The sequence below is a fragment of the Ruegeria sp. HKCCD6119 genome, assembly GCF_013110585.1.
Classification (GTDB): domain Bacteria; phylum Pseudomonadota; class Alphaproteobacteria; order Rhodobacterales; family Rhodobacteraceae; genus Ruegeria.
In genome coordinates this window covers 302,112-325,998 of the sequence record NZ_WVQV01000001.1, presented here as the reverse complement: position 1 = coordinate 325,998, position 23,887 = coordinate 302,112, and the positions used below count along the sequence as shown (strand labels likewise).

At 57.7% G+C, this 23,887-nt stretch carries 25 protein-coding genes; 10 read left to right on the top strand and 15 right to left on the bottom strand.

Translation table 11 applies throughout. The features are described from left to right. The first annotated feature begins 62 nt into the window (after positions 1–62). Genes GS611_RS01650 through GS611_RS01640 form a run of 3 tightly spaced genes read left to right on the top strand, consistent with a single transcriptional unit; the run spans position 63 to position 2,193 of the window. Complete coding sequence (locus GS611_RS01650) at positions 63–920, top strand: DUF692 family multinuclear iron-containing protein (protein WP_171631273.1); 858 nt, start codon at positions 63–65, stop codon at positions 918–920. Continuing rightward, the gene (locus tag GS611_RS01645) at positions 917–1,678 is read left to right on the top strand and encodes a DNA-binding domain-containing protein (protein WP_171631271.1); all 762 of its coding nucleotides are present in this window, start codon (positions 917–919) and stop codon (positions 1,676–1,678) included. The genes GS611_RS01650 and GS611_RS01645 overlap by 4 nt, the downstream gene beginning before the upstream one ends. Further along, the gene (locus GS611_RS01640) at positions 1,675–2,193 is read left to right on the top strand and encodes a DoxX family protein (RefSeq protein ID WP_171631268.1); all 519 of its coding nucleotides are present in this window, start codon (positions 1,675–1,677) and stop codon (positions 2,191–2,193) included. The genes GS611_RS01645 and GS611_RS01640 overlap by 4 nt, the downstream gene beginning before the upstream one ends. A 1-nt stretch (position 2,194) precedes the next feature. Here GS611_RS01640 and GS611_RS01635 read toward each other — a convergent pair whose 3' ends face one another. Together GS611_RS01635 and GS611_RS01630 are read right to left on the bottom strand one after the other, a co-directional pair. Beyond that, positions 2,195–2,563, bottom strand: coding sequence for a hypothetical protein (locus GS611_RS01635; RefSeq protein ID WP_171631266.1), 369 nt, complete (start codon positions 2,561–2,563; stop codon positions 2,195–2,197). A 40-nt stretch (positions 2,564–2,603) separates the two neighbouring features. Then, on the bottom strand, positions 2,604–2,921 hold the full coding sequence (locus GS611_RS01630; RefSeq protein WP_171631264.1) for an ArsC/Spx/MgsR family protein: 318 nt from the start codon (positions 2,919–2,921) through the stop codon (positions 2,604–2,606). 215 nt (positions 2,922–3,136) lie between these two features. On the opposite strand from GS611_RS01630, the gene GS611_RS01625 reads away from it, so the two are divergent. After that, positions 3,137–3,343: a cold-shock protein gene (locus GS611_RS01625; protein ID WP_152458488.1), complete on the top strand. Its 207-nt coding sequence runs from the start codon at positions 3,137–3,139 to the stop codon at positions 3,341–3,343. Positions 3,344–3,708: 365 nt separating this feature from the next. Here the strand turns inward: GS611_RS01625 and thyX are convergent, their stop codons facing one another. Next, the gene (thyX, locus tag GS611_RS01620; RefSeq protein ID WP_152458489.1) at positions 3,709–4,617 is read right to left on the bottom strand and encodes an FAD-dependent thymidylate synthase; all 909 of its coding nucleotides are present in this window, start codon (positions 4,615–4,617) and stop codon (positions 3,709–3,711) included. A gap of 175 nt (positions 4,618–4,792) precedes the next feature. On the opposite strand from thyX, the gene GS611_RS01615 reads away from it, so the two are divergent. Beyond that, positions 4,793–5,221, top strand: a complete 429-nt coding sequence (locus tag GS611_RS01615) for a VOC family protein (protein WP_171631261.1) — start codon at positions 4,793–4,795, stop codon at positions 5,219–5,221. Beyond that, positions 5,218–5,919 (top strand): DUF1194 domain-containing protein, encoded by a 702-nt coding sequence (locus GS611_RS01610; RefSeq protein ID WP_171631259.1) that lies wholly within the window; start codon positions 5,218–5,220, stop codon positions 5,917–5,919. The genes GS611_RS01615 and GS611_RS01610 overlap by 4 nt, the downstream gene beginning before the upstream one ends. A gap of 117 nt (positions 5,920–6,036) precedes the next feature. Here GS611_RS01610 and GS611_RS01605 read toward each other — a convergent pair whose 3' ends face one another. The 3 genes from GS611_RS01605 to GS611_RS01595 all read right to left on the bottom strand — a co-directional run bounded on the left by GS611_RS01605 (position 6,037) and on the right by GS611_RS01595 (position 7,258). After that, positions 6,037–6,534 (bottom strand): MarR family winged helix-turn-helix transcriptional regulator, encoded by a 498-nt coding sequence (locus GS611_RS01605; protein ID WP_171231368.1) that lies wholly within the window; start codon positions 6,532–6,534, stop codon positions 6,037–6,039. Between the two features lie 77 nt (positions 6,535–6,611). After that, entirely contained in the window at positions 6,612–6,836 is a 225-nt protein-coding gene (locus tag GS611_RS01600; protein ID WP_170344713.1) for a succinate dehydrogenase assembly factor 2, read from the bottom strand. Positions 6,837–6,865: 29 nt separating this feature from the next. After that, a complete protein-coding gene (locus GS611_RS01595) occupies positions 6,866–7,258 on the bottom strand; it encodes a helix-turn-helix domain-containing protein (protein ID WP_171631257.1) in 393 nt (130 codons plus the stop codon). Positions 7,259–7,350: 92 nt separating this feature from the next. On the opposite strand from GS611_RS01595, the gene GS611_RS01590 reads away from it, so the two are divergent. Together GS611_RS01590 and GS611_RS01585 are read left to right on the top strand one after the other, a co-directional pair. Continuing rightward, positions 7,351–8,553: a pyridoxal phosphate-dependent aminotransferase gene (locus GS611_RS01590; protein ID WP_171631255.1), complete on the top strand. Its 1,203-nt coding sequence runs from the start codon at positions 7,351–7,353 to the stop codon at positions 8,551–8,553. A gap of 2 nt (positions 8,554–8,555) precedes the next feature. Then, the gene (locus tag GS611_RS01585) at positions 8,556–8,957 is read left to right on the top strand and encodes a hypothetical protein (RefSeq protein WP_171631253.1); all 402 of its coding nucleotides are present in this window, start codon (positions 8,556–8,558) and stop codon (positions 8,955–8,957) included. Here the strand turns inward: GS611_RS01585 and GS611_RS01580 are convergent. From GS611_RS01580 to GS611_RS01560, 5 genes are all read right to left on the bottom strand, one after another. Further along, complete coding sequence (locus tag GS611_RS01580; RefSeq protein ID WP_371732210.1) at positions 8,954–10,312, bottom strand: MATE family efflux transporter; 1,359 nt, start codon at positions 10,310–10,312, stop codon at positions 8,954–8,956. The two genes, GS611_RS01585 and GS611_RS01580, sit on opposite strands and share 4 nt — an antisense overlap. A 119-nt stretch (positions 10,313–10,431) precedes the next feature. Next, positions 10,432–11,355, bottom strand: a complete 924-nt coding sequence (ppk2, locus tag GS611_RS01575; RefSeq protein ID WP_171631251.1) for a polyphosphate kinase 2 — start codon at positions 11,353–11,355, stop codon at positions 10,432–10,434. Between the two features lie 261 nt (positions 11,356–11,616). Continuing rightward, entirely contained in the window at positions 11,617–12,225 is a 609-nt protein-coding gene (locus tag GS611_RS01570; protein ID WP_171631249.1) for a carboxymuconolactone decarboxylase family protein, read from the bottom strand. A gap of 222 nt (positions 12,226–12,447) precedes the next feature. Beyond that, positions 12,448–13,419: a LysR family transcriptional regulator gene (locus tag GS611_RS01565; protein WP_171631246.1), complete on the bottom strand. Its 972-nt coding sequence runs from the start codon at positions 13,417–13,419 to the stop codon at positions 12,448–12,450. A 90-nt stretch (positions 13,420–13,509) separates the two neighbouring features. Continuing rightward, positions 13,510–15,945 (bottom strand): FAD-dependent oxidoreductase, encoded by a 2,436-nt coding sequence (locus GS611_RS01560; protein ID WP_171631244.1) that lies wholly within the window; start codon positions 15,943–15,945, stop codon positions 13,510–13,512. Between the two features lie 181 nt (positions 15,946–16,126). Between GS611_RS01560 and GS611_RS01555 the strand changes: the two genes are divergently transcribed. After that, complete coding sequence (locus tag GS611_RS01555) at positions 16,127–17,647, top strand: trimethylamine methyltransferase family protein (RefSeq protein ID WP_171631242.1); 1,521 nt, start codon at positions 16,127–16,129, stop codon at positions 17,645–17,647. A 73-nt stretch (positions 17,648–17,720) separates the two neighbouring features. Beyond that, positions 17,721–18,689, top strand: a complete 969-nt coding sequence (locus GS611_RS01550; RefSeq protein ID WP_171631240.1) for an agmatinase — start codon at positions 17,721–17,723, stop codon at positions 18,687–18,689. Here the strand turns inward: GS611_RS01550 and GS611_RS01545 are convergent. From GS611_RS01545 to GS611_RS01530, 4 genes are all read right to left on the bottom strand, one after another. Continuing rightward, positions 18,686–19,666 (bottom strand): arginase family protein, encoded by a 981-nt coding sequence (locus GS611_RS01545; protein WP_171631238.1) that lies wholly within the window; start codon positions 19,664–19,666, stop codon positions 18,686–18,688. The genes GS611_RS01550 and GS611_RS01545 overlap by 4 nt on opposite strands. A gap of 54 nt (positions 19,667–19,720) precedes the next feature. Then, the gene (locus GS611_RS01540) at positions 19,721–21,310 is read right to left on the bottom strand and encodes a proline/glycine betaine ABC transporter permease (protein WP_171631236.1); all 1,590 of its coding nucleotides are present in this window, start codon (positions 21,308–21,310) and stop codon (positions 19,721–19,723) included. Further along, a complete protein-coding gene (locus tag GS611_RS01535) occupies positions 21,303–22,340 on the bottom strand; it encodes a glycine betaine/L-proline ABC transporter ATP-binding protein (protein WP_171631234.1) in 1,038 nt (345 codons plus the stop codon). Before GS611_RS01535 ends, GS611_RS01540 begins: the two co-directional genes overlap by 8 nt. A gap of 78 nt (positions 22,341–22,418) precedes the next feature. After that, positions 22,419–23,369: a glycine betaine ABC transporter substrate-binding protein gene (locus tag GS611_RS01530; RefSeq protein ID WP_253283232.1), complete on the bottom strand. Its 951-nt coding sequence runs from the start codon at positions 23,367–23,369 to the stop codon at positions 22,419–22,421. Positions 23,370–23,887: the final 518 nt, after the last annotated feature.

Here is a 23,887-nt window from a genome sequence, read left to right as displayed (position 1 = left end):
GACGAATTCAGGGGCGGGCACCATCGCCCGCCCCTTCCCTTTCGTGATCAAGGAACTGACCCATGCTGGATGATGCCCACCGGTCGAACCGTCTGCCCGCAGCGCCGGGCGTTGGTTACAAGCCGCAACACTTCGCTCAGATACTTGAACACGCACAGCCCGTCGCATGGTTGGAAATCCATGCCGAGAACTACATGGGCGACGGCGGGCGGCCTCTGGCGCAGCTGCGCCACCTTTCCGAACAATTTCCGATCTCGGTCCATGGCGTTGGCCTGTCCATCGGCGGCGAAGGCGCGCTGGACCCTGATCACCTGGCCCGGCTGAAACATCTGGTGGGCTGGCTGAATCCCGCCAGCTTTTCCGAGCACCTGGCCTGGTCCACACATGACACCCATTTCTACAACGACCTGCTGCCCTTGCCCTATACCGACGCAACACTGGCGCGCGTTTGCGATCATATCGATCAGGTTCAGGACACCGTCGGACGGCAGATGCTGTTGGAAAATCCCTCAAGCTATTTGGCTTTTGAAGAAAGCACCTGGTCCGAGCCGGACTTTCTGCGCGAAATTGCACGTCGCACCGGAAGTGGCTTGTTGCTGGATGTCAATAACGTCTTTGTCTCTGCCACCAATCTGGATTTCTCTCCTCAGGGTTACATCGATGCCTATCCACTTGAAAAAGTTGGAGAAATTCACCTTGGAGGCCATGACGAGGATGAAGACGATCACGGCCACCCGCTGCTGATCGACAGCCACGGGCGTGAAGTCGTCGATTCGGTCTGGGCGCTGTTGGATTACGTGCTGGAACGTACGGGGCCGAAACCCGTCCTGATCGAGTGGGATACCGACGTACCGGACTGGTCCATTTTGCGGGAAGAAGCCGTTCGCGCGCAGACCGCCCTGGAACGGATCCCGGCATGAGCGTTTCGCAATCCGTATTTCGCGCGGCCATGATGGATGCGTCAGCCCCTGTCCCCGAAGGTTTGCTGGACGCTCAGGCGCAGCCAGCCGGTCGTCGGTTCAGCGTCTATCGCAACAATGTCGCCGTGTCCTTGACCGAAGCGATGCATCAGGCGTTCCCAGTCATCACCAAGTTGCTGGGGCCACAGAACATGGACGGGCTGGCCGGGATATTTCTGCGCCAGCACCCACCATCATCACCGCTGATGATGTTCTACGGTGAAGCCTTTCCCGAATTTCTGGCCGAAATGCAGCAGCTTTCCCATCTTGGTTACCTGCCGGATGTGGCGCGGCTGGAACTTGCGTTGCGCAAGTCGTACCACGCCGCCGACAGCCAACCCGCCCCGGCAGACGCGCTGGCCGTAGACCCCGAACAGGTCATGCGAGCCCGGCTGCGTTTTGCCCCGGCCATGCGGGTGGTACGCTCGGACTGGCCCATTCACGCGATCTGGCGTTTCAACACCGAAACCAACGCGCCGAAACCAGATGCGCGAGCTGAGGATGTTTTGATCACACGCCCGGAATTCGACCCGGTTGCCCAGTTGCTGCCAGCCGGCGGCGCCGATTGGATCGCCCATATGCAAGGCGGCGACATGATCGGCGAAGCGTTTGAAAAAACCGCTGCGGCGCAACCTGAATTTGACCTTGGAACCACTCTGGCACTGCTTTTGCAGGGCGGTGCAATAACTTCTGTGACTATCGAAAGGCTGGAGACATGACTGCCCTGATCTCACTTCACAACAACGTTCTGGGAAAAGTGGACCTGGCGTCCAACTGGCTTACACCCACGCTGGCGCGACTGGTCTTTGTCGCAGTTCTTCTGGTCTATTACTGGAACTCGGCGATGCTGAAGATCGACGGCTCGATCTTTTCACCTTCGGCCGGTGCCTTCGGTCAGATTTTCCCCAAAGCAGCCGAAGCCGTCCTTTACGACGTATCCCAAATGACGCTCTTTCAACGGGTCGTCATTTTCTTTGGCACGGTTGCAGAATTCGTCCTTCCCGCGCTGCTGCTGGTCGGTCTGTTCACCCGCCTGGCGGCCTTGGGTATGATCGGTTTCATCTGGGTGCAGACCCTGGTCGATGTCACCGGCCATGGCGTGAAACTGGGCAGCCTGTTCGACGCGGCGCCATCCATTATGGATCAGCGCACGATGTGGACGTTCCTGATGCTGGTGATCGTGATCAACGGCGCGGGGCCCATCTCACTTGATCGGATCCTGCGCCTGAAGTGACCTAGAAATGCGCTTTGGGCTGGTCCGGTTTACCTGCTGCCAGCCCAAGCACCCCGGCAACCCCGGCAAACGCGATCGGGAACATGGTGAACACACCGAATCCAAATGCATAATACATCGCCCCCGCCGAAATCAGCAGCAGGATCCCCGCAACAAGAGCGCGCGCGGGCGCCATCGCGCCCCCGGCAATGGCCAACAAAGGCGCGATGATCGACACAGCCTGAATCAGATCAGGGTTGTCTACCTGCCTCAGAACGCCGTCTATCTCGCCGACGTGATCGATGACGACCACCTTTGCATACCCGAAAAACCCGACGATCATCCCGATCAGCCCGGCAATCACGCCCAAGATCATGGCGGCATTACGCATTGAACGTCCTCACTTTTGCTTGCAGGCACATAAGCATTCCTTAAGAAATACCAAGCTGCGTGCGAGTTTCCGCGGTCCAGCCAAGAAACAGCTCTCCGTCTTTCTCGATCAACGGGCGCTTCATCAGGGTGGGATGCTGTTTCAAAAGCTCTAAAGGTGCTTTCGCGCGCTGGTTGTCATCCAATCCGCGCCATGTCGTTGACCTGGTGTTGAGCAAAGCCTCGCCGAAGCCAGCAAGAGCCTGCGACAGCACAGCATCCGGCACGCCATCACTGCGGACATCCACAAATTCTGCATCTGGTAACGTTTTCAATGCTTTGCGACAGGTGTCACAGGTTTTCAATCCATAAAGGCGCATGTTTTTACTGCTCCTGCATTTGATTGCATTTTAGGCAAACTTGCCAGTTTCCGGCGGTTATTCTTGATTTTTTACTTCACCGTGCAATGTTGAAAAAGGCGAAACACACGAAACGGACTGTTCAGAAAGTGCCAAACAGTCTTTTTTTGTGGCGACGCTGACCACAGCCCCCACCAATTTGTGGGACAATGCGCAAGTAGAAGGAGACACGGGACATGCCAACCGGCACCGTGAAATGGTTCAATACCACTAAAGGTTATGGTTTTATTGCCCCTGATGAAGGGGGCAAAGATGTGTTTGTACATATCTCGGCCGTAGAACGGTCCGGCCTCACCGGACTCGCAGACAATCAGAAAGTCTCGTACGAGTTGCAGGACGGGCGCGACGGCCGACAAATGGCTGCGGAATTGAAGCCGTTGTAACGACATCCCCGCTGATTGCGGGATGAATCCATTAAGGTTGGCGGCCAATTTCCGGCCGTCAACCACCCCCTACCGGGCCTGTTCCATTACCCGCGCGCGGATTGTTCATTTGCGCGGCGTCAATGGTGTATATCCGTTGCAGTGGTGTCGGATACCCCGGTTTCCCGCAACCAGATCCCAGCCCCGCCCGCAAACCGGATTTCCCAGGCTTTCATTGTGCGCTCGGGGCGACGCTGGCACGTTGCGACGCCCTTCGTTCCGGTTTCAGGTCATCGTGCATGCGTCGCAAAAGCCCACACTCTGCTTAGGCGATGGATCGCTTGGCATGACAATCCGAAAAAAATAGACGCCCGGTAATTCGAATTCTATTTGCGAATGATCTCTTCGAACTCACGCCACTCCCGAGCCGTCATGCCCGAGCTTTCCTGCGTGACGTCCTCACCCGCCAGCATGCGGCGCAGGCTTTCAACCATCTGAGCCGACAGGTTGACGGCCCCAAGACGGTAGTCCTCGAAGGCTTTATAGGCAAAGGGCACCCAGTCGGCAACGATCTTGCACATCGTATCAGCGTAGACGCGGATCTCATATTGAGCATGAGGGTCAGCGCGCAGCCGCAGAAAATGGAACAGGTTGTGCAGGTCGACCTTCCAATACCACTGCGTATAGATGTTTGCGGGCAGGTTCATCCGGGCCAATTCTCGTGCCAGCCCCTGTTGCCCGTCCTGGCTGATCATCGACTCGTAATTGTCATAGCACCGGGCGCTGTCAGCCTTGAGGATGTCCAGAACACGCGCGGCCTCTTCACCTTCCAGAGCAGAGCCACGGCCTTGATTGTTCACCTCTGATTGGGCGGCCACATGTTCGGGTGCGGGAATATAGAATTCACGATCCAGAATCGAATATCGCGCCGAGTATTCATTCACATTGGCCGTACGGTGCCGAATCCACTGCCGCGCCACGAAGACCGGCAGCTTTACATGCAGTTTGACCTCGCACATTTCGAAAGGGGTCGAATGCCAGTGCCGCATCAGGTACCGGATCAGACCTTCGTCATTCTGAACCGATTTGGTTCCTTTGCCGTAGGACACACGCGCGGCCTGACAGATGGCCGCATCATCGCCCATGTAATCAATCACGCGGACAAAGCCGTGATCCAGAACCTGATGCGCGGTGTACAGGTGATCTTCCATTCCCGCTGAAACGACGCGACGAGTGGGATGCGATTGCGCACGTTGCGCTTCGATCTCGGCCTGTTGGTCAGCGGACAGCGGCATCAGGTTTTCCTTTCTGGCAATGAGTCGCCCCCTACTATATCTCGCCAGCCGCAACATCGAAACCGCGATATATGCCGCAACCCACGCAAATTTCAATTCGCCAGACCCGGCGGTCTCGACACATTAGGTCGGCGCGCTAAGCTCAATGCAAACTGAGTCGAAAAGGATGGCCAAAATGGCGCTGACATATCTTCACACCATGGTCCGCGTGAAGGATCTGGAAAAATCCATGGCGTTTTACAAGCTTCTGGGACTGAAGGAAACACGCCGCTATGACAGCGACGCCGGGCGGTTTTCACTGATTTTCATGGCCCCTCCGGGGCAGGAGGATGCGCCGATCGAGCTGACCTACAACTGGGACGGTGATGACGGCCTTCCCAGCGACAGCCGCCATTTCGGTCACCTCGCATACGGCGTCGACAACATCTACGAGGTTTGCCAGCACCTTCAGGACAATGGCGTCACGATCAATCGCCCTCCGCGTGACGGTCGCATGGCATTTGTACGCTCACCCGACAATATCTCGATCGAGCTTTTGCAAAACGGCGATGCTCTGGAGCCGAAGGAACCCTGGGCCAGCATGGAAAGCGTTGGCCACTGGTGATCCGGTGGGTCATAACGCTTGGGCTGGCCGCGCTGGCCAGCCCGATCAAGGCCGAAACGTGTCGTTTGGCCCTTGCATTGGCCATGGACATTTCAGTGTCGGTCGATGAGGCCGAGGACGTGCTGCAACGGCAGGGTTTGGCGGCTGCGCTGATCGCACCCGAAGTGCAGGAGGCTTTTTTCTCCTCTCCTATGCCGGTTGCTCTGGCTGTTTACGAATGGAGCGGTCGTTCCACCCAGCACGTCATTTTGAATTGGTTGCTGATAGAAGATATTGCCGACCTGCTTTTCGCGTCCGGTCAGATAAGTGCCTCTGTGAGATCAGATACCGGATCAGCGACCGCCATGGGCTATGCCCTGGCTTACGGGTCAACCTTGATGAACCAGGCACCCGACTGCTTGTTTCAAACCATTGACCTGTCCGGAGATGGTTCCAACAATGATGGCTACGGACCACGGATAGCCTATCGGCACTTCGCTTTTCAGAATGTGGTGGTCAATGGCCTCGTAATCAACGCGGCGGATTTTGAAGGCGAACTTTTTCTGATCCCGTTTTTTGAAAACAACGTCCTGCATGGTCCCGGTGCCTTTTTGGAGGTCGCTCAGGGGTTCGAAGATTTCGAACGGGCCATGCGGAAAAAGCTGAAACGGGAATTGAGCGGTTTGCAGATTGGTGCGCTTGATGAAGACCCGCAATAAATCCGCGCCTGAGTGCTGCTTTTGCGGGCCTGCTCTCTGGACCCGCATTTGAACAAGGCCGCCAGGCCTGTGCATCAGTGCAGGACGGATTTGGTTCTGCGCGACGCACAGCTGCGGTCAGTAGATGTATCGGATCTGGTCGGTCCAATATCGCTCCACCCGGCGCAGCGACGTGGTGATGTCTTCGATACCTTCCAACTCCAACACGCCTCTGCTTTGCAATCCTTCGGCGTGACGCGCAAACAGGTCGGACACGATATTGCGGATTTCCCTGCCTCGTGGAGTCAGACGCACGCGGACAGAGCGGCGGTCAATCTCGCATCTCTGGTGGTGCATATACCCCATCTCAACCAGCTTCTTGAGGTTGTAGCTGACATTGCTGCCCTGATAGTAGCCGCGGCTTTTCAGCTCACCCGCCGTCACTTCGTGATCGCCGATATTGAACAGCAGCAACGCCTGAACCGCGTTGATTTCCAGCACGCCGACGCGCTCGAATTCATCCTTGATGACGTCCAGCAGCAACCGGTGCAGCCGCTCCACCAGGGCCAGCGCCTCAAGATAGCTGGTCATGAACCCCTTGGCTCCCAGCCCGGAGACCTGCATTTCGATACTCATCCGACCCTCCGATTCAGTCGTGCTGTTTGAGACACGATGACCTGAAAGTCCGAAAAATCGGTTAAGCCGGTATTGTCTTATTTCTGAAAGGTCTGCGCGATGTTTGAAATCAAACTGGCAAACTGCGCCGGCGGCTGCACCTGACCTGTGACCCATTGATACAGGTCCTGATCGTTTTCGTGCAGCAGCGCGTCAAAGACATCCAGCCCGGCGGCATCCATATCGGCCAGGTTGCGATCGGCATAAGCGGAAAGGATGATGTCCATCTCTTTGATCCCGCGCCGCATGGATCGCATTTTCATTCGCTTGATGCGTACGTCCCGGGGTTCACTCAATTTTTCTGCTCCAGCATCAGACGCATTTTCTTTTCCAGTCGCGCCGCACGTTCAGCGCAAACCCGCATCTCTCCTCGGATGGCGCGCAATTCGGCCACCGCGGTCGACAGTTCCATTCCACCTTCGCCCTCTTCCACCGGGGCATCCATGCCTTCGCCCTCACCGGTCAGCAGCCACATGATCGAGACATTGACCAGCCCCGCCATCATCGACAACCGGTTCGCACGCGGCTCGGACAGATCGTTTTCCCAATCGACAATCGTCGTCTTCTTGACGCCAAGGCGGCGCGCCAGCTCTGCCTGGGTCATTCCGGCCGCTTCGCGCGCGCCTGCCAAACGGTCCCCGAATGTCGCAGACTCAGGTCCATACCAGTCATTTTCATCATTCATCGGGGTCTCCAATTCACTTTGTCCATACGGCTTGATCGTCATTCCGGCGCACCCTATGACAGTCGGGTTGAACATACAAACCGAGGCCATCCATGAGTTTCCTGTCTGCGACACTGTCACGCGTCAAACCATCGCCCACGATCGCCATGACAGCCAAGGCCGCCGAGTTGAAAGTTGCCGGGCGCGACGTGATCGGCCTGAGCGCGGGTGAGCCGGATTTCGACACCCCCCAAAACATCAAGGACGCCGCTGTTGCAGCGATTGCAGCCGGAAAAACCAAGTACACCGCACCGGACGGCATTCCGGAACTGAAGCAGGCGGTTTGCGCCAAGATGAAGCGCGATCATGGGCTTGACTACACGCCCGCGCAGATCTCGGTTGGAACGGGCGGCAAGCAGACGCTGTACAACGCCTTGATGGCAACAATGAATGATGGTGATGAGGTGATCATCCCCGCGCCATATTGGGTAAGCTACCCCGACATGGTTTTGCTGGCAGGTGGAAAGCCTGTTGTTGTTGAAACGACGCTGGCCAACAGCTTCAAGCTGACGGCAGAACAACTGGAAGCCGCCATCACCCCAAGGACAAAGTGGTTCATCTTCAACTCGCCCTCGAACCCGACAGGCGCAGGGTACAGCCGGGATGAGCTCAAGGCCCTCACCGATGTTCTGATGCGCCATCCGCATGTCTGGATCATGTCGGACGACATGTATGAACACCTGGCTTATGACGGGTTTGAATTCTGCACGCCTGCCGAGGTGGAGCCCGGCCTGTATGACAGGACGCTCACCTGCAACGGTGTTTCGAAAGCCTACGCCATGACCGGCTGGCGCATCGGTTATGCGGCCGGACCGGTCGAACTCATCTCGGCGATGCGCAAGATCCAGTCGCAATCCACCTCGAACCCCTGCTCGATCAGCCAGTGGGCGGCGGTGGAAGCGCTGAACGGAACACAAGATTTTCTGGCCCCGAACAATGAAACGTTCAAACGCCGCCGTGATCTGGTGGTGCGCATGTTGGACGAGATTGACGGCATAACCTGCCCGACACCCGAGGGCGCGTTTTATGTCTACCCCTCGATCGCCGGGCTGATTGGCAAAACGACACCCGCGGGAACCGTCATCGAAAACGATGAAGCCTTTGCCACGGCCCTGCTGGAAGAGGCGGATGTCGCCGTCGTGTTTGGCGCGGCCTTCGGCCTGTCACCCAACTTCCGGGTCAGCTATGCGACGTCCGATGCAGCCCTGACCGAAGCCTGCGCTCGTGTACAGCGCTTTTGTGCGTCTCTGAGGTAAACATGTCTGCCGACCTGCCCGAATACTATTTTCGCATCCGTGAAAACGGGGCCGCGGTGTTTCGGATCGATACGGAAAACCGCCAGCGCCGGATCGAGATGGACCAGATCGCCGTCATCAACATCCGCAACGGTGAGGTCAAGCCGCACGGGCAACGGGTTTTGTCCGAACGGGATCAGGCAGAGATCGCCCAATGGATGGACGAGCGCCGGGCCATACTGGCCCAGCGCGACATCGACGACATTCACCGCGCTGTCGACTATCTGAATCTGACAACGCAATGGGCGCAGTCCAAGGCAAGCGATGAACAGCTTGAGGATGTAACCGACAGGTTACTGATGGCGATGCACGATCTGCGCACGGTTCTGGTTCGGAAAAAGGCCGACCGGTTGAGCAAAGACTAGGCAGGTTCTGCCGGCGCCTGCATCTGCCGCACCGAATGCATCCAGAACCGGGCCATCAGCAGCACTGCCGCGAAAGCCAGGCCAAGCACCAGCCCCAGCCAGACGCCGATGCCGTCCATCTGACGGACGAAGCCGAAATAGTAGGACGCCGGAATTCCCACCACCCAATAGCTGAGCGCCGCCATAACCATCGGTATCTTGGCATCCTGCAAACCACGCAGCAGTCCCAGCGCAATCACCTGCGCCCCGTCGACCAGTTGGAACAGCGCAGCCATGGCCAGCAATCCTGTCCCGATAGCCAGAATTTGTCCGCGCTGCGGATCATCGGCCTCCATGAACAGGGAAATCAGCGGCTCGGCATATGTCAGGAACAGGATGACGGTCACGACGGACATGACCAGCGACATGCCCGTCACGGCAATCGCACCTTTTTCCAGATGCGCCTTGTCCCGGCGGCCCAACGCGTTGCCGGCCCGGATGGTGGCCGCATTTGACAGCCCCAGGTGCACCATGAATGTGGCCGACGCCAGATTCAGGGCGATCCCGTGCGCGGCCAGCGGGACCTGACCCAGCCAGCCCATCATCACGGCGGATGTTGCAAACAGCGACACCTCGGCCAGGGTAGTCAGGCCAATGGGCACGCCCAGTTTCCACACGCTGATGAACATTTCCCAATCCGGACGCCAGAAGCGCTGGAACAGGCTGTGTTCCGGCAAGGTCCGGACCACATAGACGACAACCGCGACCAGTGAAACGACCTGCGTCGCGATCGAAGCGATCGCAGCGCCCATCACACCCAGTTCCGGCGCGCCCCAGTTGCCAAAAATCAGCGCATAGTTGGTAAGCCCGTTCACTACCGCCGCCGTAACCGTGATCCACAGCACGATCTGGGTTCGCTCCAGGGCCGCAAGGTAGGACTTCAACACCATCACGATGAGCGCCGGAAACAACCCCCAACCGGCAACGCGCAAATATTCCGATGCGGTTTCAGCGATATGCGGCTCTTGTTTCATGGCGATCAGGATCGGATAGGACCACCACAACAACGGCATGACCACCGCAGCGTATAGCAGTGACAACCACAGCCCCATGCGGGTCGAGCGGCGAATGCTGGTTTCGTCCCCTTCTGCCGCTGCGGTGGCAACCATCGGCATGACGGCCCAGCCAAACCCCGCACCAAACAAAAACAGAACGAAATAATAGCTGCTGGCCAGGGTAACCGCCGCCAGCGCCTCGACCCCGTACCAGCCCAGCATGACGGTATCGGTCAGGCCGATGGCAAACTGCGCCAGGTGGCCACCGATCAACGGCAGGCCAAGCACGGCAATTGCCCGAAAGTGGGCCGGATATGTCATCACTTTTGTCATCGCACCAGCCATATGCGCGGGCTTGGCGCGAGACAAGAGATGATCGCTAAAATGTCAACATGATACTTCGGTGCCCGCTTGCACGGTCCAGGCGGGCACCGGCGTGATTAACGAGCGTCCGGATGCAGTGCTGTACCCAGAATATGCTCGGAGCGGTGAATCACGTGATGCGCCTGCCCCACGATCAACGGATCGGGCTCACCCACAGTGTCGTGATCCTTGCCCGGATAGTCCAGCGTCGACAGGAAATGGCGCATACAATTCAGCCGCGCGCGTTTCTTGTCATTCGACTTGATGATCGTCCACGGCGCGTCCGCGGTATCGGTGTAAAAGAACATGGCCTCTTTTGCTTCGGTATAATCGTCCCACTTGCTGAGGCTGGCCTTGTCAATCGGTGACAATTTCCACTGTTTCAGAGGATCCGTCTCGCGACTTTTGAAACGACGCTGCTGTTCTTCCTGCGTGACTGAGAACCAGTATTTGTAAAGCTGGATGCCCGAACGTACCAGCATCCGCTCCAACTCTGGCGTCTGCCGCATGAATTCCAGATATTCATTGGGAGAGCAGAAGCCCATCACCCGCTCGACACCGGCGCGGTTGTACCAGGACCGGTCGTAGAACACCATTTCGCCAACTGTTGGCAGTTCCTGAATATAGCGCTGGTAATACCACTGCCCCTTTTCTTCCCAAGTGGGTTTATTCAAGGCCACGACTCGGGCCTGACGTGGATTGAGGTGCTCCATGAAGCGCTTTATCGTACCGCCCTTGCCGGCAGCATCGCGCCCTTCGAACAGCAGAACGAAACGCTGCCCGGTTTCCTGCGCCCACAACTGAACCTTCAGCAACTCTGCCTGAAGCTTGGCCTTCTGTTCTTCGTACACCGACCGCGCCATCTTGCGGCCATAGGGGTACTTGCCGCTTTCAAACGCCTGCCGGATCTTTTCAGGGCTGGGCTCTGCGACGTCTGCAACCGGCGTCGGCCCGGTCTTGACCTGAGTTGAATTTGTTTCGACCCGAGCAATGGCTTCCATGAAATCTTTCCTTTTCTGTTGTCCCGGAAAGGAGCTAGCAGAGAGGCCATGGATGCGCTTTGATTGGGGTCAAATTGATGCCTCAAAAACCCACAAATTCCGCACTGGATACAAGGGTCCGATACAAACGTCGTTTTTCAAGCTATGCCCGAGCGGCCCTTGCCTGAATCCTCAATAGGATCGTCTAATCGACCTCGGCCAACATGGCCAAAGCTGGCGCCCGTTTGGCGCACCGGATCGCTGATCCCCTTGTTTCAGGTTTCATCTATGCCCCCAATCGTCAGGGTTGTCAGAGTTGTTGGGCGACAGACCCAATTCGTCGCCTTCCGTCGAGCATCCCAGCCCCAGAACCGTGCGGTTCGCATAAGAGAAGTAGGAACAGACCTGATTGATCTCGAGGATTTCTCCATCATCCCACCCTGCCGTGCGCAGCGCGATCACATCCGCTTCGACCAGATCGCCCGGATCCTCGGTCAGTTTGCGCGCATAGGTCATGGCCGCCACCTGCGCTGCATCCAATGGCGCGGCCGCCGGATCGCGGGCTTCGATCGCCGCCCGGATCGCGTTTCCCCGTTCTTCGTTGGCCAGCAACCGCTGCAACCCTGCGAAATGGTGTTCGACGCAATATCCGCATCGGTTCAGAGAGCTGACCCACACGCCCAGCACCTCAAGAAACCATTTCGGTGTCTTGTTGCCCGAGTGATGCAGCACCGCCTTGTAGATCGCCATGTGCCCTTCCATCGAATGCGGGCGCAACGAATGCGCCATCATGATATTGTCCACATTGTTGCCCGGGCCCGTGACGCGGTCATAGAGTTTCTTCAGCCTGCCTGTGGCTTGCTCGAAGGGGATGGTTCTGATCCAGCTCATTTGGCTTCCTGTTGACGTGATTGCCTGTCGTTCAGAGACTAAAAGCGCTTTGAGCCCGAGGCGAGACGAATTCGACACCCCGTCAGAAAGAACCCGAACCAGCGCAGACCGCAATTTGAACATCGGCCCGGTTTTCCGAAACACCTGCACGGCCTGCCCAGTCAAAGCCCTGCGAGCATTCGTCCTCAACCACCAGCTGTTCGGCAACCCGGTCAGATTGGGCTAGACGCCCTCTATCTCCATGGTGCGGAACTCATTCTTCAGCCAATTGTGCCGGGCACACATCGGTCTTGTGAAATGCTGACGTATCAATTTGCTCATGGCCTTCTGGATCAGCTCCGACGTCGTTGCCGGGTATACTTCGGTTGTAAACAGCGACACTGTGCGAACGAAGTTGCTGCCGGGAAAGGGCATGGCCTTTACGCTGTTGTGAAACCTCTGCGTTCGGTGAAAGCACGCCGCGGTCGTGATTGCCCAGCCACTGCCCTGCGCGACCAGGCCGATGATGGATTGGTTGCACTCCAGTTCAAACCGGTTGGGCAGGCTGAACTTGCTTCGGGCCAGTTGAGTTTCAATCTGCTTGCCGATCACATAGTCACGCGAATACCTCAACAATGGCAAATCGGCATCCGGGTTGAACAGCTCGTCCGGGGATCCTTCGAACTTGTTGGGAACCACGACGATGAAGGGGTCTCTCATCAACGGGTATTCGATCAGCCCCTCGGTACGACCCAGCGGTCGTGTGGCGACGCCCACGTCAAGCTTGTGTTCCTGAAGTTTGGCAAGAATTTCGTGGCTTGGGCGCGTGAAATGGCGGAAATTGCACCGCGGCAGAGCCTGCGCCAGAAAACGAACAAGGTCGGGCGCGATCTGGTTGTCGAAGTCATCGATCAAAGCCAGCCGCAGATCCGTCGCATGCTGCCAGTTTCCCGTTCGTATCTCAGCCTCACCGCGCTTCAGCACAGTCAGACCCTCACGCACATAGCGGGCAAACACCTCGCCCGCCGGCGTCAGGCCCATCGGGCGACGCCCATGGTCGACCAATTCAATCCCCAACGCGCGTTCAAGGCTGCGCAGGTGGTTCGAAACCGTGCTGATCGACAAGTCTGTTTCTGATGCGACTTGCTGAATCGATCCGGATTTGGCGATCAACTGAAACACTTCCAGCCATCGAAGACTCAGAGATTTGGACACGGCAACCGACCATTGTTTCGATTTGTTCGAAACTAGCGAAGCAAAGTTTTGCCCATGCGGCAATGAAGAAGTTGATCGAAACGGTCGATTCTAGGCTTTCATCCGCATAAAATCCGGGTCGTACGGGCTTGGGCTGATAACCGTCGCACCAATTCGTTTCCCGCAGCTGTCCAGCTCCATTTCGCGGCCAAGCTGCGCCAGGGACGGATGAATGAAAGCGTGCGCCAGATTCAGCTCCGTGCGATACCCCCATTCGCCCGACGTGATGGTGCCAACGACAGTGTCATCCTGCATCAGTGATGCGCCGGGATGCGCCGGGCCAAGGGTTGAATCGATGCGCAAGGGGACCAGCTTGCGTCGTTGTCCTTCGGACTTCCGTCTCAACAGGGCATCACGCCCCACGAAGACGCCCTTGTCCAGTCGGACAAACCGATCCAGCCCGGTTTCAAAAGGATCAAATTCGGTGATCAGATCGGCTTTCCAGTGCAAAAAGCTCTTCTCCATGCGCATGGATTCAACGGCCCTGGCACCGAACAGTTTCAACCCGTACGTTTCGCCGACCTCGCGCAAGGCAAGATAGGCCGCATAGAGCGAGGCATTTGGAACATGGATTTCATAGGCCAGCTCGCCCGAGTAACTCAGGTTCATGACCGTCGCCGGAGCAATACCGACAAAGCACTCGCGCACGCTGAGCCACGGGAACGCATCTGCCGACCAATCTCCTCTGGCGCAGGCTGACAAGACAGAACGCGACTTCGGGCCAGCCAGAACCAGAATGGTTTGATCATTTGTCAGACTGCGCAACTGAACGTCCTCATCGCTGCGCAGATGCAGGCGCAACCAATCCATGTCGTGAAACTCGCTTGCCGCCGCGGAACCATACCAAACGCGGGCCGGACCCCTGTGGCTGGCGGGCAGATTGGCAATCGTCGCTTCTGCCTTGATCATACCCTGGTCGTTCAACAGGTATCCCAACCCGACACGCCCCTCACGCCGAGGAACAAGCCCGCAAAACAACCGATCCAGGAATGCGTGCCTGTCCAGTCCCGTGATCTCGATACGGTTGAACCCGTTTACCTCTGCAAGCCCGACGCCGGTTCGAATGCTTTCGACTTCGGCGGCCACCAAATCGAAGGTTTCGTCAAAATCGAAACTGAGCGTTGGCGAGAAATCGGGATCGGGTTTGAAATAGTCCACCCTTTCCCATCCGTTGACCACAGTGAACTCGGCCCCTTCGGATGCCAGAACAGGCGTCAGAGGGGTCGTTTTGGCGGGTCGGCCCGCGGGGCGATGTTCATGCGGAAAGTGGAACCTGAATTCGTTCTGATAATCTTCAATCGCCTTGAGCGCGGTGAGTTCCACATTGGCATGACCCGAAAACCTCCGCGGGTCGAGGCACCACGTGTCATAACATGCCTCGCCATGCACGATTTGCTGTGCCAGCAACCACCCGTGACCGCCACCTTCACCCAGCCCGGCCCGCAGTCCAATGATGCAGTACGCGTTGCGCTTGCCCGGAATCGGACCGACCAATGGGGCACCATCAATGGTATAGGTGATCGGTCCGTTGACCACGGTGTGAATACCAACTTCCATCAAGGCGGGCATGCGCGCAAAGGCCCCTTCCAGCACATCGGTCACGCGGTCCAGATCATCCGGGCACAATGCGTTCACGAAGTTCGGATCAATCCCGTCCATACCCCAGGTTTTGCACCCCTGCTCGTAGAACCCTAGCAACAGGCCGTTCTTTTCCTGCCGGCAATAGTAATCGCTGATCGGGCAGCGCAGCAGCGGCATCCGGTGTCCGGCATCCCGGATGGCCTCGATTTCTTCGGTCAGGAAATACTGATGTTCCATGGACGACACGGGATGATGAACACCCATCATGGCGCCGACCTCGTTGACCCTGTAGCCGCAGGCGTTGACGACGACATCACAGTCGATATCCCCGTGCTCGGTATGCACGGTCCAGGTGTCATCGCTGTGCTGTGTCAGCGCGGTCACCGGCGTATTTCGATACACCTCGGCGCCCGCCTTGCGTGCCCGGCGCGCAAGGGACTGGCACAATTGCGCCGGATCGATGTCGCCGTCCAGCGGATCCCAAAGCCCACCGATGAGATTGTCGGTCGAAATCAACGGGTGTCTCCGGGCACATTCATCCGCGTCTATCACCTCGAAATGTACGTCCATCCCCCGCGCCATGGACGCAAAGTGACGATAGCCCTGCATCTGCCCTTCGGTGTTGGCCAGACGGATCCCACCGTCTGCGTGATGATAGTTGATCGGGTAATCCGGATCGTCAGCCAGCTCCTTGTACAGACGGATCGAATGCGATTTCAGGCCGACGATCGTCTGGTTCATGCCGAAATTGGTGACCTGCGCCGCCGAATGCCAAGTCGTGCCCGAGGTCAGTTCATTCCGTTCGACCAAAACCACGTCGGTCCACCCTTCCCGGGTCAGGTGGTAGAGCGTCGAACATCCGGCGATCCCGCCCCCTATCACAACGGCTCTGGTACGCGACTTCATGGCATTGCTCCTTCAACTTCGGCACCAGTCTTGCTGAATAACGGGATGCGCAGACAACAGGGCAGATACGGGTGCCGGAAAATCGAAACCGCGATTTCGGATTCTGAAAACGGCACTTCTTCTTTGATACCGGGACAACTTGGGTCCTACGGTGCAGGAAAACACTAGGTGACGAAAACACATGCCATCCGACAGCATCAAACGAAGCGGACGCAAAGCACGGCATGCTCAGCGTGCGGCCAAACCCGTCATTGATCCTTGCCCCCCCGGTCAGAAAGGCGGGGCATTCAAGCCCTTGAGCCTTTTGGAAATCGAGAAGATCTATGACACGGCGCTGCGTTTGCTGGAAAAGCTGGGGATGGGAGACGTGCCGGACAGGCTGGCGATCGACCTCAGAGCGGCGGGTGCCCAGGATCGGGAACAGAACCGGCTGGTTTTTCCCCGTTCAATGGTGAAACAGGCCATCGCCTCGGCCGCGAAGAGCTTTACCTTTCATGGCCGGGATGAAAAACGATCCATCGAGGTGGGTGGCGACCGCGTGTATTTTGGCACCGGCGGTGCTGCGGTTCAGACCCTTGATATCAACAGTGGGCTTTATCGCCCCTCCACCCTGGCCGATCTGCATGACTTCACCCGGCTACAGGACACGCTGGCCAATGTCAGTTGGTTCACCCGATGCTGCGTGGCAACCGATGTCTCGGATGTGTTCGATCTGGACGTCAACACCGTTTACGCTTTGGTACGCAACACAACCAAGCCAATGGCGACGTCTTTCACGTTGGCGGAACATGTCGGCCCGATCGTCGAGATGCTGGACATCGTCGCCGGAGGGGTCGGGGAATTCGCCAAACGCCCCTTCCTGAAAGCGCATATAAGTCCGATCATTTCACCAATGCGATACGGCGAGGATGCAGTGGATGTGGTTTATGAATGCATCGCCCATAACATGCCGATGTCCTGCATCACGGCCGCGCAGGCGGGCGCAACCGCCCCGGCAACTCTGGCCGGATTTCTGGCGCAGTCACTGGCCGAAACGCTGGCCAGTCTCGTGATGGTCAATGCGATCAAACCCGGCTTTCCGATGATCTTTTCCAACTGGCCCTTCATCGTGGATCTCAGGACCGGCTCTTTCGCAGGGGGCAGCGGTGAGACCGCAATCCTGAATGCGGCGTCGGCGCAAATCACGAACTGGCTGGGTTTGCCGTCGGGTGTGGCCGCCTCGATGGCGGATGCCAAGGCCATCGACGCCCAGCATGGGGCAGAAAAAGGCATCACATCGCTGGCGGCAGCGCTTGCAGGAGGCAATCTGATCTATGAAAGCTCGGGCATGACGGCATCTCTGCTCGGGGTCAGCTTCGAGGCCTTCGTTCTCGACAACGAAATGCACTCGCACACGTATCGCGTCTTGCGCGGGATCGAGGTCACCGAAGCCAATCTTGGCTTTGACGCCATATGCCATTCGGTTTTGGGCGATGGGCATTTTCTGGGCAGCGAGCAAACCTATGAAGCCATGGAACGAGACTATTTCTATCCGAAACTCGCCGATCGTCAGGAGCCCCGCACCTGGCAAACCGATGGCGCGATGGATGCGTGGTCATCCGCACGGCGCGCCGCTCAAGAGGTGTTGCGCACGCATTACCCCGAATATCTCACCCCGGAACAAGACGCCGAAATCCGCCGGCGTTTTCATATCCTGTCTTGAAGAGCCGCGGGCATTTCCTGCCTGGTCCTGAACCGTTAGGGTCGCTGAGGAAACTTGCAGAGGATGGGGCATCATGGCCGATTCATTTTTTCAACCGGTATCCGCCATGGAACTGGCCCGATTTGCCGGCATACCCGCATTCATGCGCCTGCCCATGTTGGATCTGGCGCACGAACGTATCTCGGAAGTCGAACTGGGCATCGTCGGTATCCCTTGGGACGGCGGAACCACCAATCGCCCCGGCGCCCGGCATGGTCCGCGGCAATTAAGAGATTATTCCACGATGATCAGGGCGATGAACCCGGTTACGGGTGTGGCACCGTTTTCAATGGTGAACTGCGCAGATCTAGGAGACGTCGCCCCCAATCCCGTCGACATAGAAGACACGCTGGATCGGGTCACGCGTTTCTACACTGATCTTCGAACCCGCAACATCACACCATTGACCGCCGGAGGAGATCACCTGACCACCCTGCCCGTCCTGCGAGCCCTGGCCGCTTCGGGTCCGGTTGGTCTGATCCAGTTCGACAGTCACACCGACTTGTTCGACACTTATTTCGGAGGTCACAAATTCACCCACGGCACCCCGTTCCGCCGTGCGGTCGAGGAAGGGATGGTGGACCCGAAGCGTTTTGTACAAGTCGGAATCCGTGGCACGGCCTACAACACTGAAGATATCGAATGGGGCGAGGCGCAGGGCATCCGCATCATTCGCGTCGAAGAGCTGTTCGACCGGGGCATAGACGACGTCATGAACGAGGTACGCGATATCGTCGGCATGCAGCCGACCTATTGCACCTATGACATCGACTTTGTCGATCCAACTTACGCCCCCGGCACGGGAACACCTGAAATCGGCGGGCCCAACAGCTTTCGGGCCCAGCAGGTCATTCGCAGGATGTCCGGCCTGAACCTTGTTGGCGCCGATCTTGTCGAAGTGTCGCCGCCATTCGACCCCCAAGGTGGAACGGCGTGGCTTGGCATCTCGCTGATGTTCGAGCTGCTTTGCGTTCTGGCACAGGCGATCGACGCGCGGCGCTAGGCCCGCGCGACGTTCTCGGCAATCATCGAAATCATCTCGAACATCACGGCCGCCGCCGTCAGCGCGGTGATGTTGTTGGGGTTGTCCTTGGTGGGCATCATGCAGACGACATCGCCGCCGATGATGTTCAAACCGCGCGCCGCACGCAGGATGCCGACCGCCTCATCGATGTCAAACCCCTTCTCACCCGGTTCCAGATTTGACACGGCCGGCGCGACGGTTGGGTCAAGACAATCCAGATCGAAGGTGATGTAAACCGGGCGGTCACCCAAAACCTCTTTGGTCTGCGCCACGACGTCCTGCAATCCGCGCTGTCGGAACTCTCGCATGGTGACGATATTGTACCCGTAATCGTAAGACGGTTGCAGCCAGTCCAGACTGCGTGGATGGCCGCGCAGACCGATCTGCATCGACCGGGTTGGATCCACCTGCCCCTGATCAGCCAGATAGGCCCCCCAGTGAGCCGCGGATTTCTTGGCCCCCAGAAAGTGATCAACCTTGGTGAAGACGTCCGTATGCGCGTCCAGATGCAGAAAGCTGACCGGCTGCCCGCCTGCAAGCTTGCCGCCACCCAGGGCCTGAACAATGCCACCGGTGATGGAATGGTCGCCTCCGACGGAAACGGGGCGCGCTCCGGCCGTGTCTATGGTCTTGTAGAATTCAGTGATGCGTTCGATGCAATCTTCGTTGTCGTTGGCCTTTGGAAAAGGCACATCACCAACATCCGCGATCCGCGCACTCTGCCAGGGATCAATTTCAAAGACCGAATGCACCCTGCGTTGTACTGCCGAGACATGCCGCAACGCGCGTGGTCCCAGGTGCTGGTCCCTTTCGGTCGTGCCGTTGCCCGTCGAATGCGGCACGCCCGCCAGTGCGATATCCTGCCCTTCGGGCCCGACATTGGGACACCGGAACAGTGTGGGCACGCCCCACCAATACAGGTTGTCCATCATCGATTGTTCATACGGATCTGTCATGGTTTCCTCGGATCAAAGAAAAGCGCCCTCGATCAGAACCGGGGGCGTTTGCGTTCAGAGTTTTTCGTCTTCTCGTCGGAACGCGCCCTGCACGATCCGGTCCATGACCATGGCAAGGAACAGGATCGCAAAGCCCCCCAGCAGGCCCGGCCCCTTGGCCGCGTATTGCAGCGCCTCGAGGATTTCCTTGCCCAAACCGCCCCCGCCAATCAGTGAGATGATCACGACCATGGACAGGCACATCAGGATCGTCTGGTTCACACCGGTCATGATCGATGGCAGCGCCAGCGGGATTTCAACATCCTTCAACAGTTGCCATTTCGACGCGCCAAAGGCGACGGCAGCTTCTTTGATGCTTTCAGGCACGCCCCGCATTCCCAGTGCCGTCAGGCGGATCACCGGCGGCATGCCAAAGATGATGGTGGCCAGAATCCCCGGCGGGTTGCCGGTGCCGAAGAAGGCGATGATCGGGATCAGGTAGACGAAGGCGGGAAGCGTCTGCATCAGGTCCAGGACCGGTTCCGCCGCGCGATACGCGCGCTGCGATTTGCCGAACCAGATACCCAGTGGAATGCCGAAGACGACGCACAGCAGCACCGCCGCACCGACCAGAGCCACCGTTTCCATCGCCACGTCCCAATACCCCAGCAATGCGATATAAGCCAGAGAAGACGCGGTGAAGATGGCAACCCTTGGTCCTGCCGCACGCCAGGCCGTCACACAGATGACCAGCATGACCACCGGCCAGGGCGACCCGATCAGTGCAATCGTCAACGCATCAAGCACCGATCGCACGCCCGCCACGATCCCATCAAAGATGTCGCCGCCTGCCGCCGCCGCGGCATCAATCCTGGCCTCCATCCAGTTTGCCAGGCTCGAAAACAGCGTGCCGTTGCCTTCGCCAAGAAATATCGCAGACACTTGCTGTTCCGGGAACGCGTCCAACAATGGAAGGGATGCGTTCACGGTGAACTTGTACACAATCAAAGGTCCGATTGCTGCGACAAGGATCGCACCCATGACAATATTACGGGTCGAACGCCCGCTTTCCGTGCTGTCCGGATCGATACGCCAGTTCGAGTACTGTTTTTCATAGACGCGGTCGGCATAGAACCCTTGAACCAATTTGAATACCAGCAACATCAACAACCCGGTAATCAGGATTCCTGCCGCCTCGGACTGAGCAGCGGCGGCCCTTTCCAGACTTGTGGCCGCTGCTTTTTGTATGTTCTCGGCCAGTTTGGTGAAACGATCGATATCGGCCTGTTCCGTGGCATCCGCTGCGCGCGCCAACAGTTCGGCCGCACGTTCCTGCTGACGCGCAGCGCGCTCGGCGAAATCCGCGCCGGGATTGCCCCACGCGCCCCTGCCGATCTGGACCCACGCGATGATCTCAAGGATCAGAAAGGTCCAGAACATGCCCCAAATGGCGCGTGACGCAGACCAGAATGGCCCCAGCACCGCGGCCCACGTGTTGAACGTGTTGGGAATCGCGCTGGTCGCATCATGAATCTTGTGGAACGCATTGACATAGTAGTCACCGTTCGGACCCGCGAACTCTTTGATGGAAAGGTCCAAGGCCTCGCGATCGACCTCGATATCAGAGGCGGCCGTTACTTTCATCTCTGTTGCTGCATCAGTCATTTTTGCCCCCCTGGATACCGCGCAACAGGCGCGGCTTGGTCACGACACCCACATCGATACCCGCATCCGTGATGACGACCGGCAGATCAGAATTCACGGCCAGGTCGATCAGTTGATCCAGATCCGCGCCCTCGTCGGCTCGGGGCGCACCGTCAAGTGACCCTGAATAACTGTCCAACGGCTCCATGATGGAATGCGCCTTAACCAGTTTGAGCTTTGAGATGCCCTGAACGAATTCGCGCACGTAATCGTCGGACGGGTTCATGACGATGTCTTCGGGGGTTCCGATCTGTACGATGACGCCATCCTTCATGATCGCAATCCGGTGGCCGATCCGAATGGCCTCGTCCAGATCGTGGGTGATGAACAGCGTGGTCTTTTTGAGCTGCGCCACAAGTGCTTTGAACTGGTCCTGCAATTGCAGGCGGATCAGCGGATCCAGAGCAGAGAAAGGTTCATCCATCAACAGGATTTCCGGGTCCGAAGCCAGCGCCCGCGCGATCCCCACGCGTTGCTGCATCCCGCCCGAAAGCTCTTTGGGCAGGCGGTCCTCGTAACCTGTCAGATTCACCAGGCTCAGCGCGTGATCCGAGACGGCCCAGCGCTTTGACTTGGACACCTTTCGGATCTCCAATGGATAGGCCACGTTATCGCGCACGGAACGATGCGGCATCAGCGCCATATGCTGAAAGACCATCCCGATTTGCTGGGCGCGAATGCGGCGCAACTCGGATTCCGACAGTTTCGAAACATCGTGACCCAGAATCTCGATCCGACCCGCCGTGGGTTCGATCAATCGATTCACATGTCGCACCAATGTGGACTTGCCCGAGCCGGACAGCCCCATGATACAGAAAATCTCACCCCTCGGCACTTCGAACGTGGCGCCCTGAACGCCGACAACACAGTTGAACCGCTCCAGAACCTCCGGCTTGCCTATGCCTTCGTTTCTGACCGCTTCCATTGCCTCTTCGGCACGCGAGCCGAAGATCTTCCAAACGTTTTCTAATTTTACGACAGGTTCGTCCATTTATCTCCCACAGGGCGATGCCCTGCCCGACAGAAAAAGGCCGCCGCGGTTTTGCGCGACGGCCCAAAGAGTGGTGATTTAGTTGGTCAGCCAGCCGATGACGGTGTCTTCATTCGCAGCCACCCATTCCTTGGCGAAATCCGCAGCTTCGATGTTGTCGACGGCCAGCGCCTTACCCATCGCGCTCAGATCGTCGCCTGTCATCTGGTAGTTGCTGAACAGGGCGGCCACTTCGGGATAGCTCTCTTCCAGTTCCTTGGCGTAGTGCAAGTGAAGCGTTGCTCCGTTCCAGGCCGAGGACGCCTCGGACTTGGACAACCAATCTGGATCATCCGTGGGCTGAACGATTGTCCAGGTGGCCGGATCATGAGGCGGTTCTTCCAGAACCGTCAAATCCTGTGTCACGAAGATATAGTGGGGGCTGTAGCAAAACCCGATCCACGGGTCGCCCGCTTTGGTCGCATTTGCCAGATTGGCATAGGCGATGGTTTCCTCGTATTCCGTCAAATCGAAGATCTGGTCATAGCCATAGGACTTGGCCCGGATCTTCTCGACAACGGTCGACGCCCAACCCGGCGCACCGATCCATACCTCGGGTGTTCCGTTGCCATCGGTATCGAAAATCGCAACCTTGTCGGGGTCGCTCAGGTCATCGATCGATTTGATGTCGTACTGTTCCGCGATATAGGTCGGCACGCACATGCCCTGTTCCGCCTGAACCGGGTTTTGGTTCATGACGACGGTGCCGTTTTCCTTGACATAGGTATCGTGAAGGTTTTGCTGATTGGGCATCCACACTTCCGGATGGACATGCATCGAACCGCTGTCCATGGCCTCGAAGACAATCGGGTTGGTGCCGTTTTGCAATTCCACGTCCAGGCCGAGGTTCTCTTCGATCACGACCTCAAGAATATGTGCCGTGGCGTTCACCGAGGCCCAGTTGGGCACACCGATCACGATATCCGCGGCCATGACCGGCCCGGCAATCGCGAAAGACGCGCTTCCAAGTAGCGTTGCAGTTTTTTTCATCTGATATCTCCGTGTTGGGTCGTTTCCGCGCTTGTTTTTCTCACCCTCTCGGGTAGTGGTGCGCTAAGTTTTTTTTGTGTGGAAAGGCCGTGCCTTTCGGGTTTTTTTGGGCCAGCAAAATCACAGGCTTACATGGCTCCAAAAGTGAAGCATGCGGATGCGCTGCCCTTCAAGGAATACGTTTTTATACCTCTTGAATGCGGTATTTTCGCAAGTTTGTTTCGACTTCCTGCAATTCAACATTGCCCCTCCGAAACCTCAGAATCCGAAAATACCCGCTGGTTTCTTGAGCACCGAAATGCCCCGTGCAGAAGGCACAACCAGTTTCGAAACGGGTGGTGAAGCTGTCCTTTCGCACGAAGCAATTAATATCATTCAGATACTTAATGCGCCTGATCTTGCGTATCGCACCCGCCCCCAAAAAAGGCGTGGCACTTCTTCCCGGCAATTGCGTCACCTAACCGTGGAACCAAGCCACACTGACAAGAAACCGTTCAACACTCTGTGTAAGGTGTCGC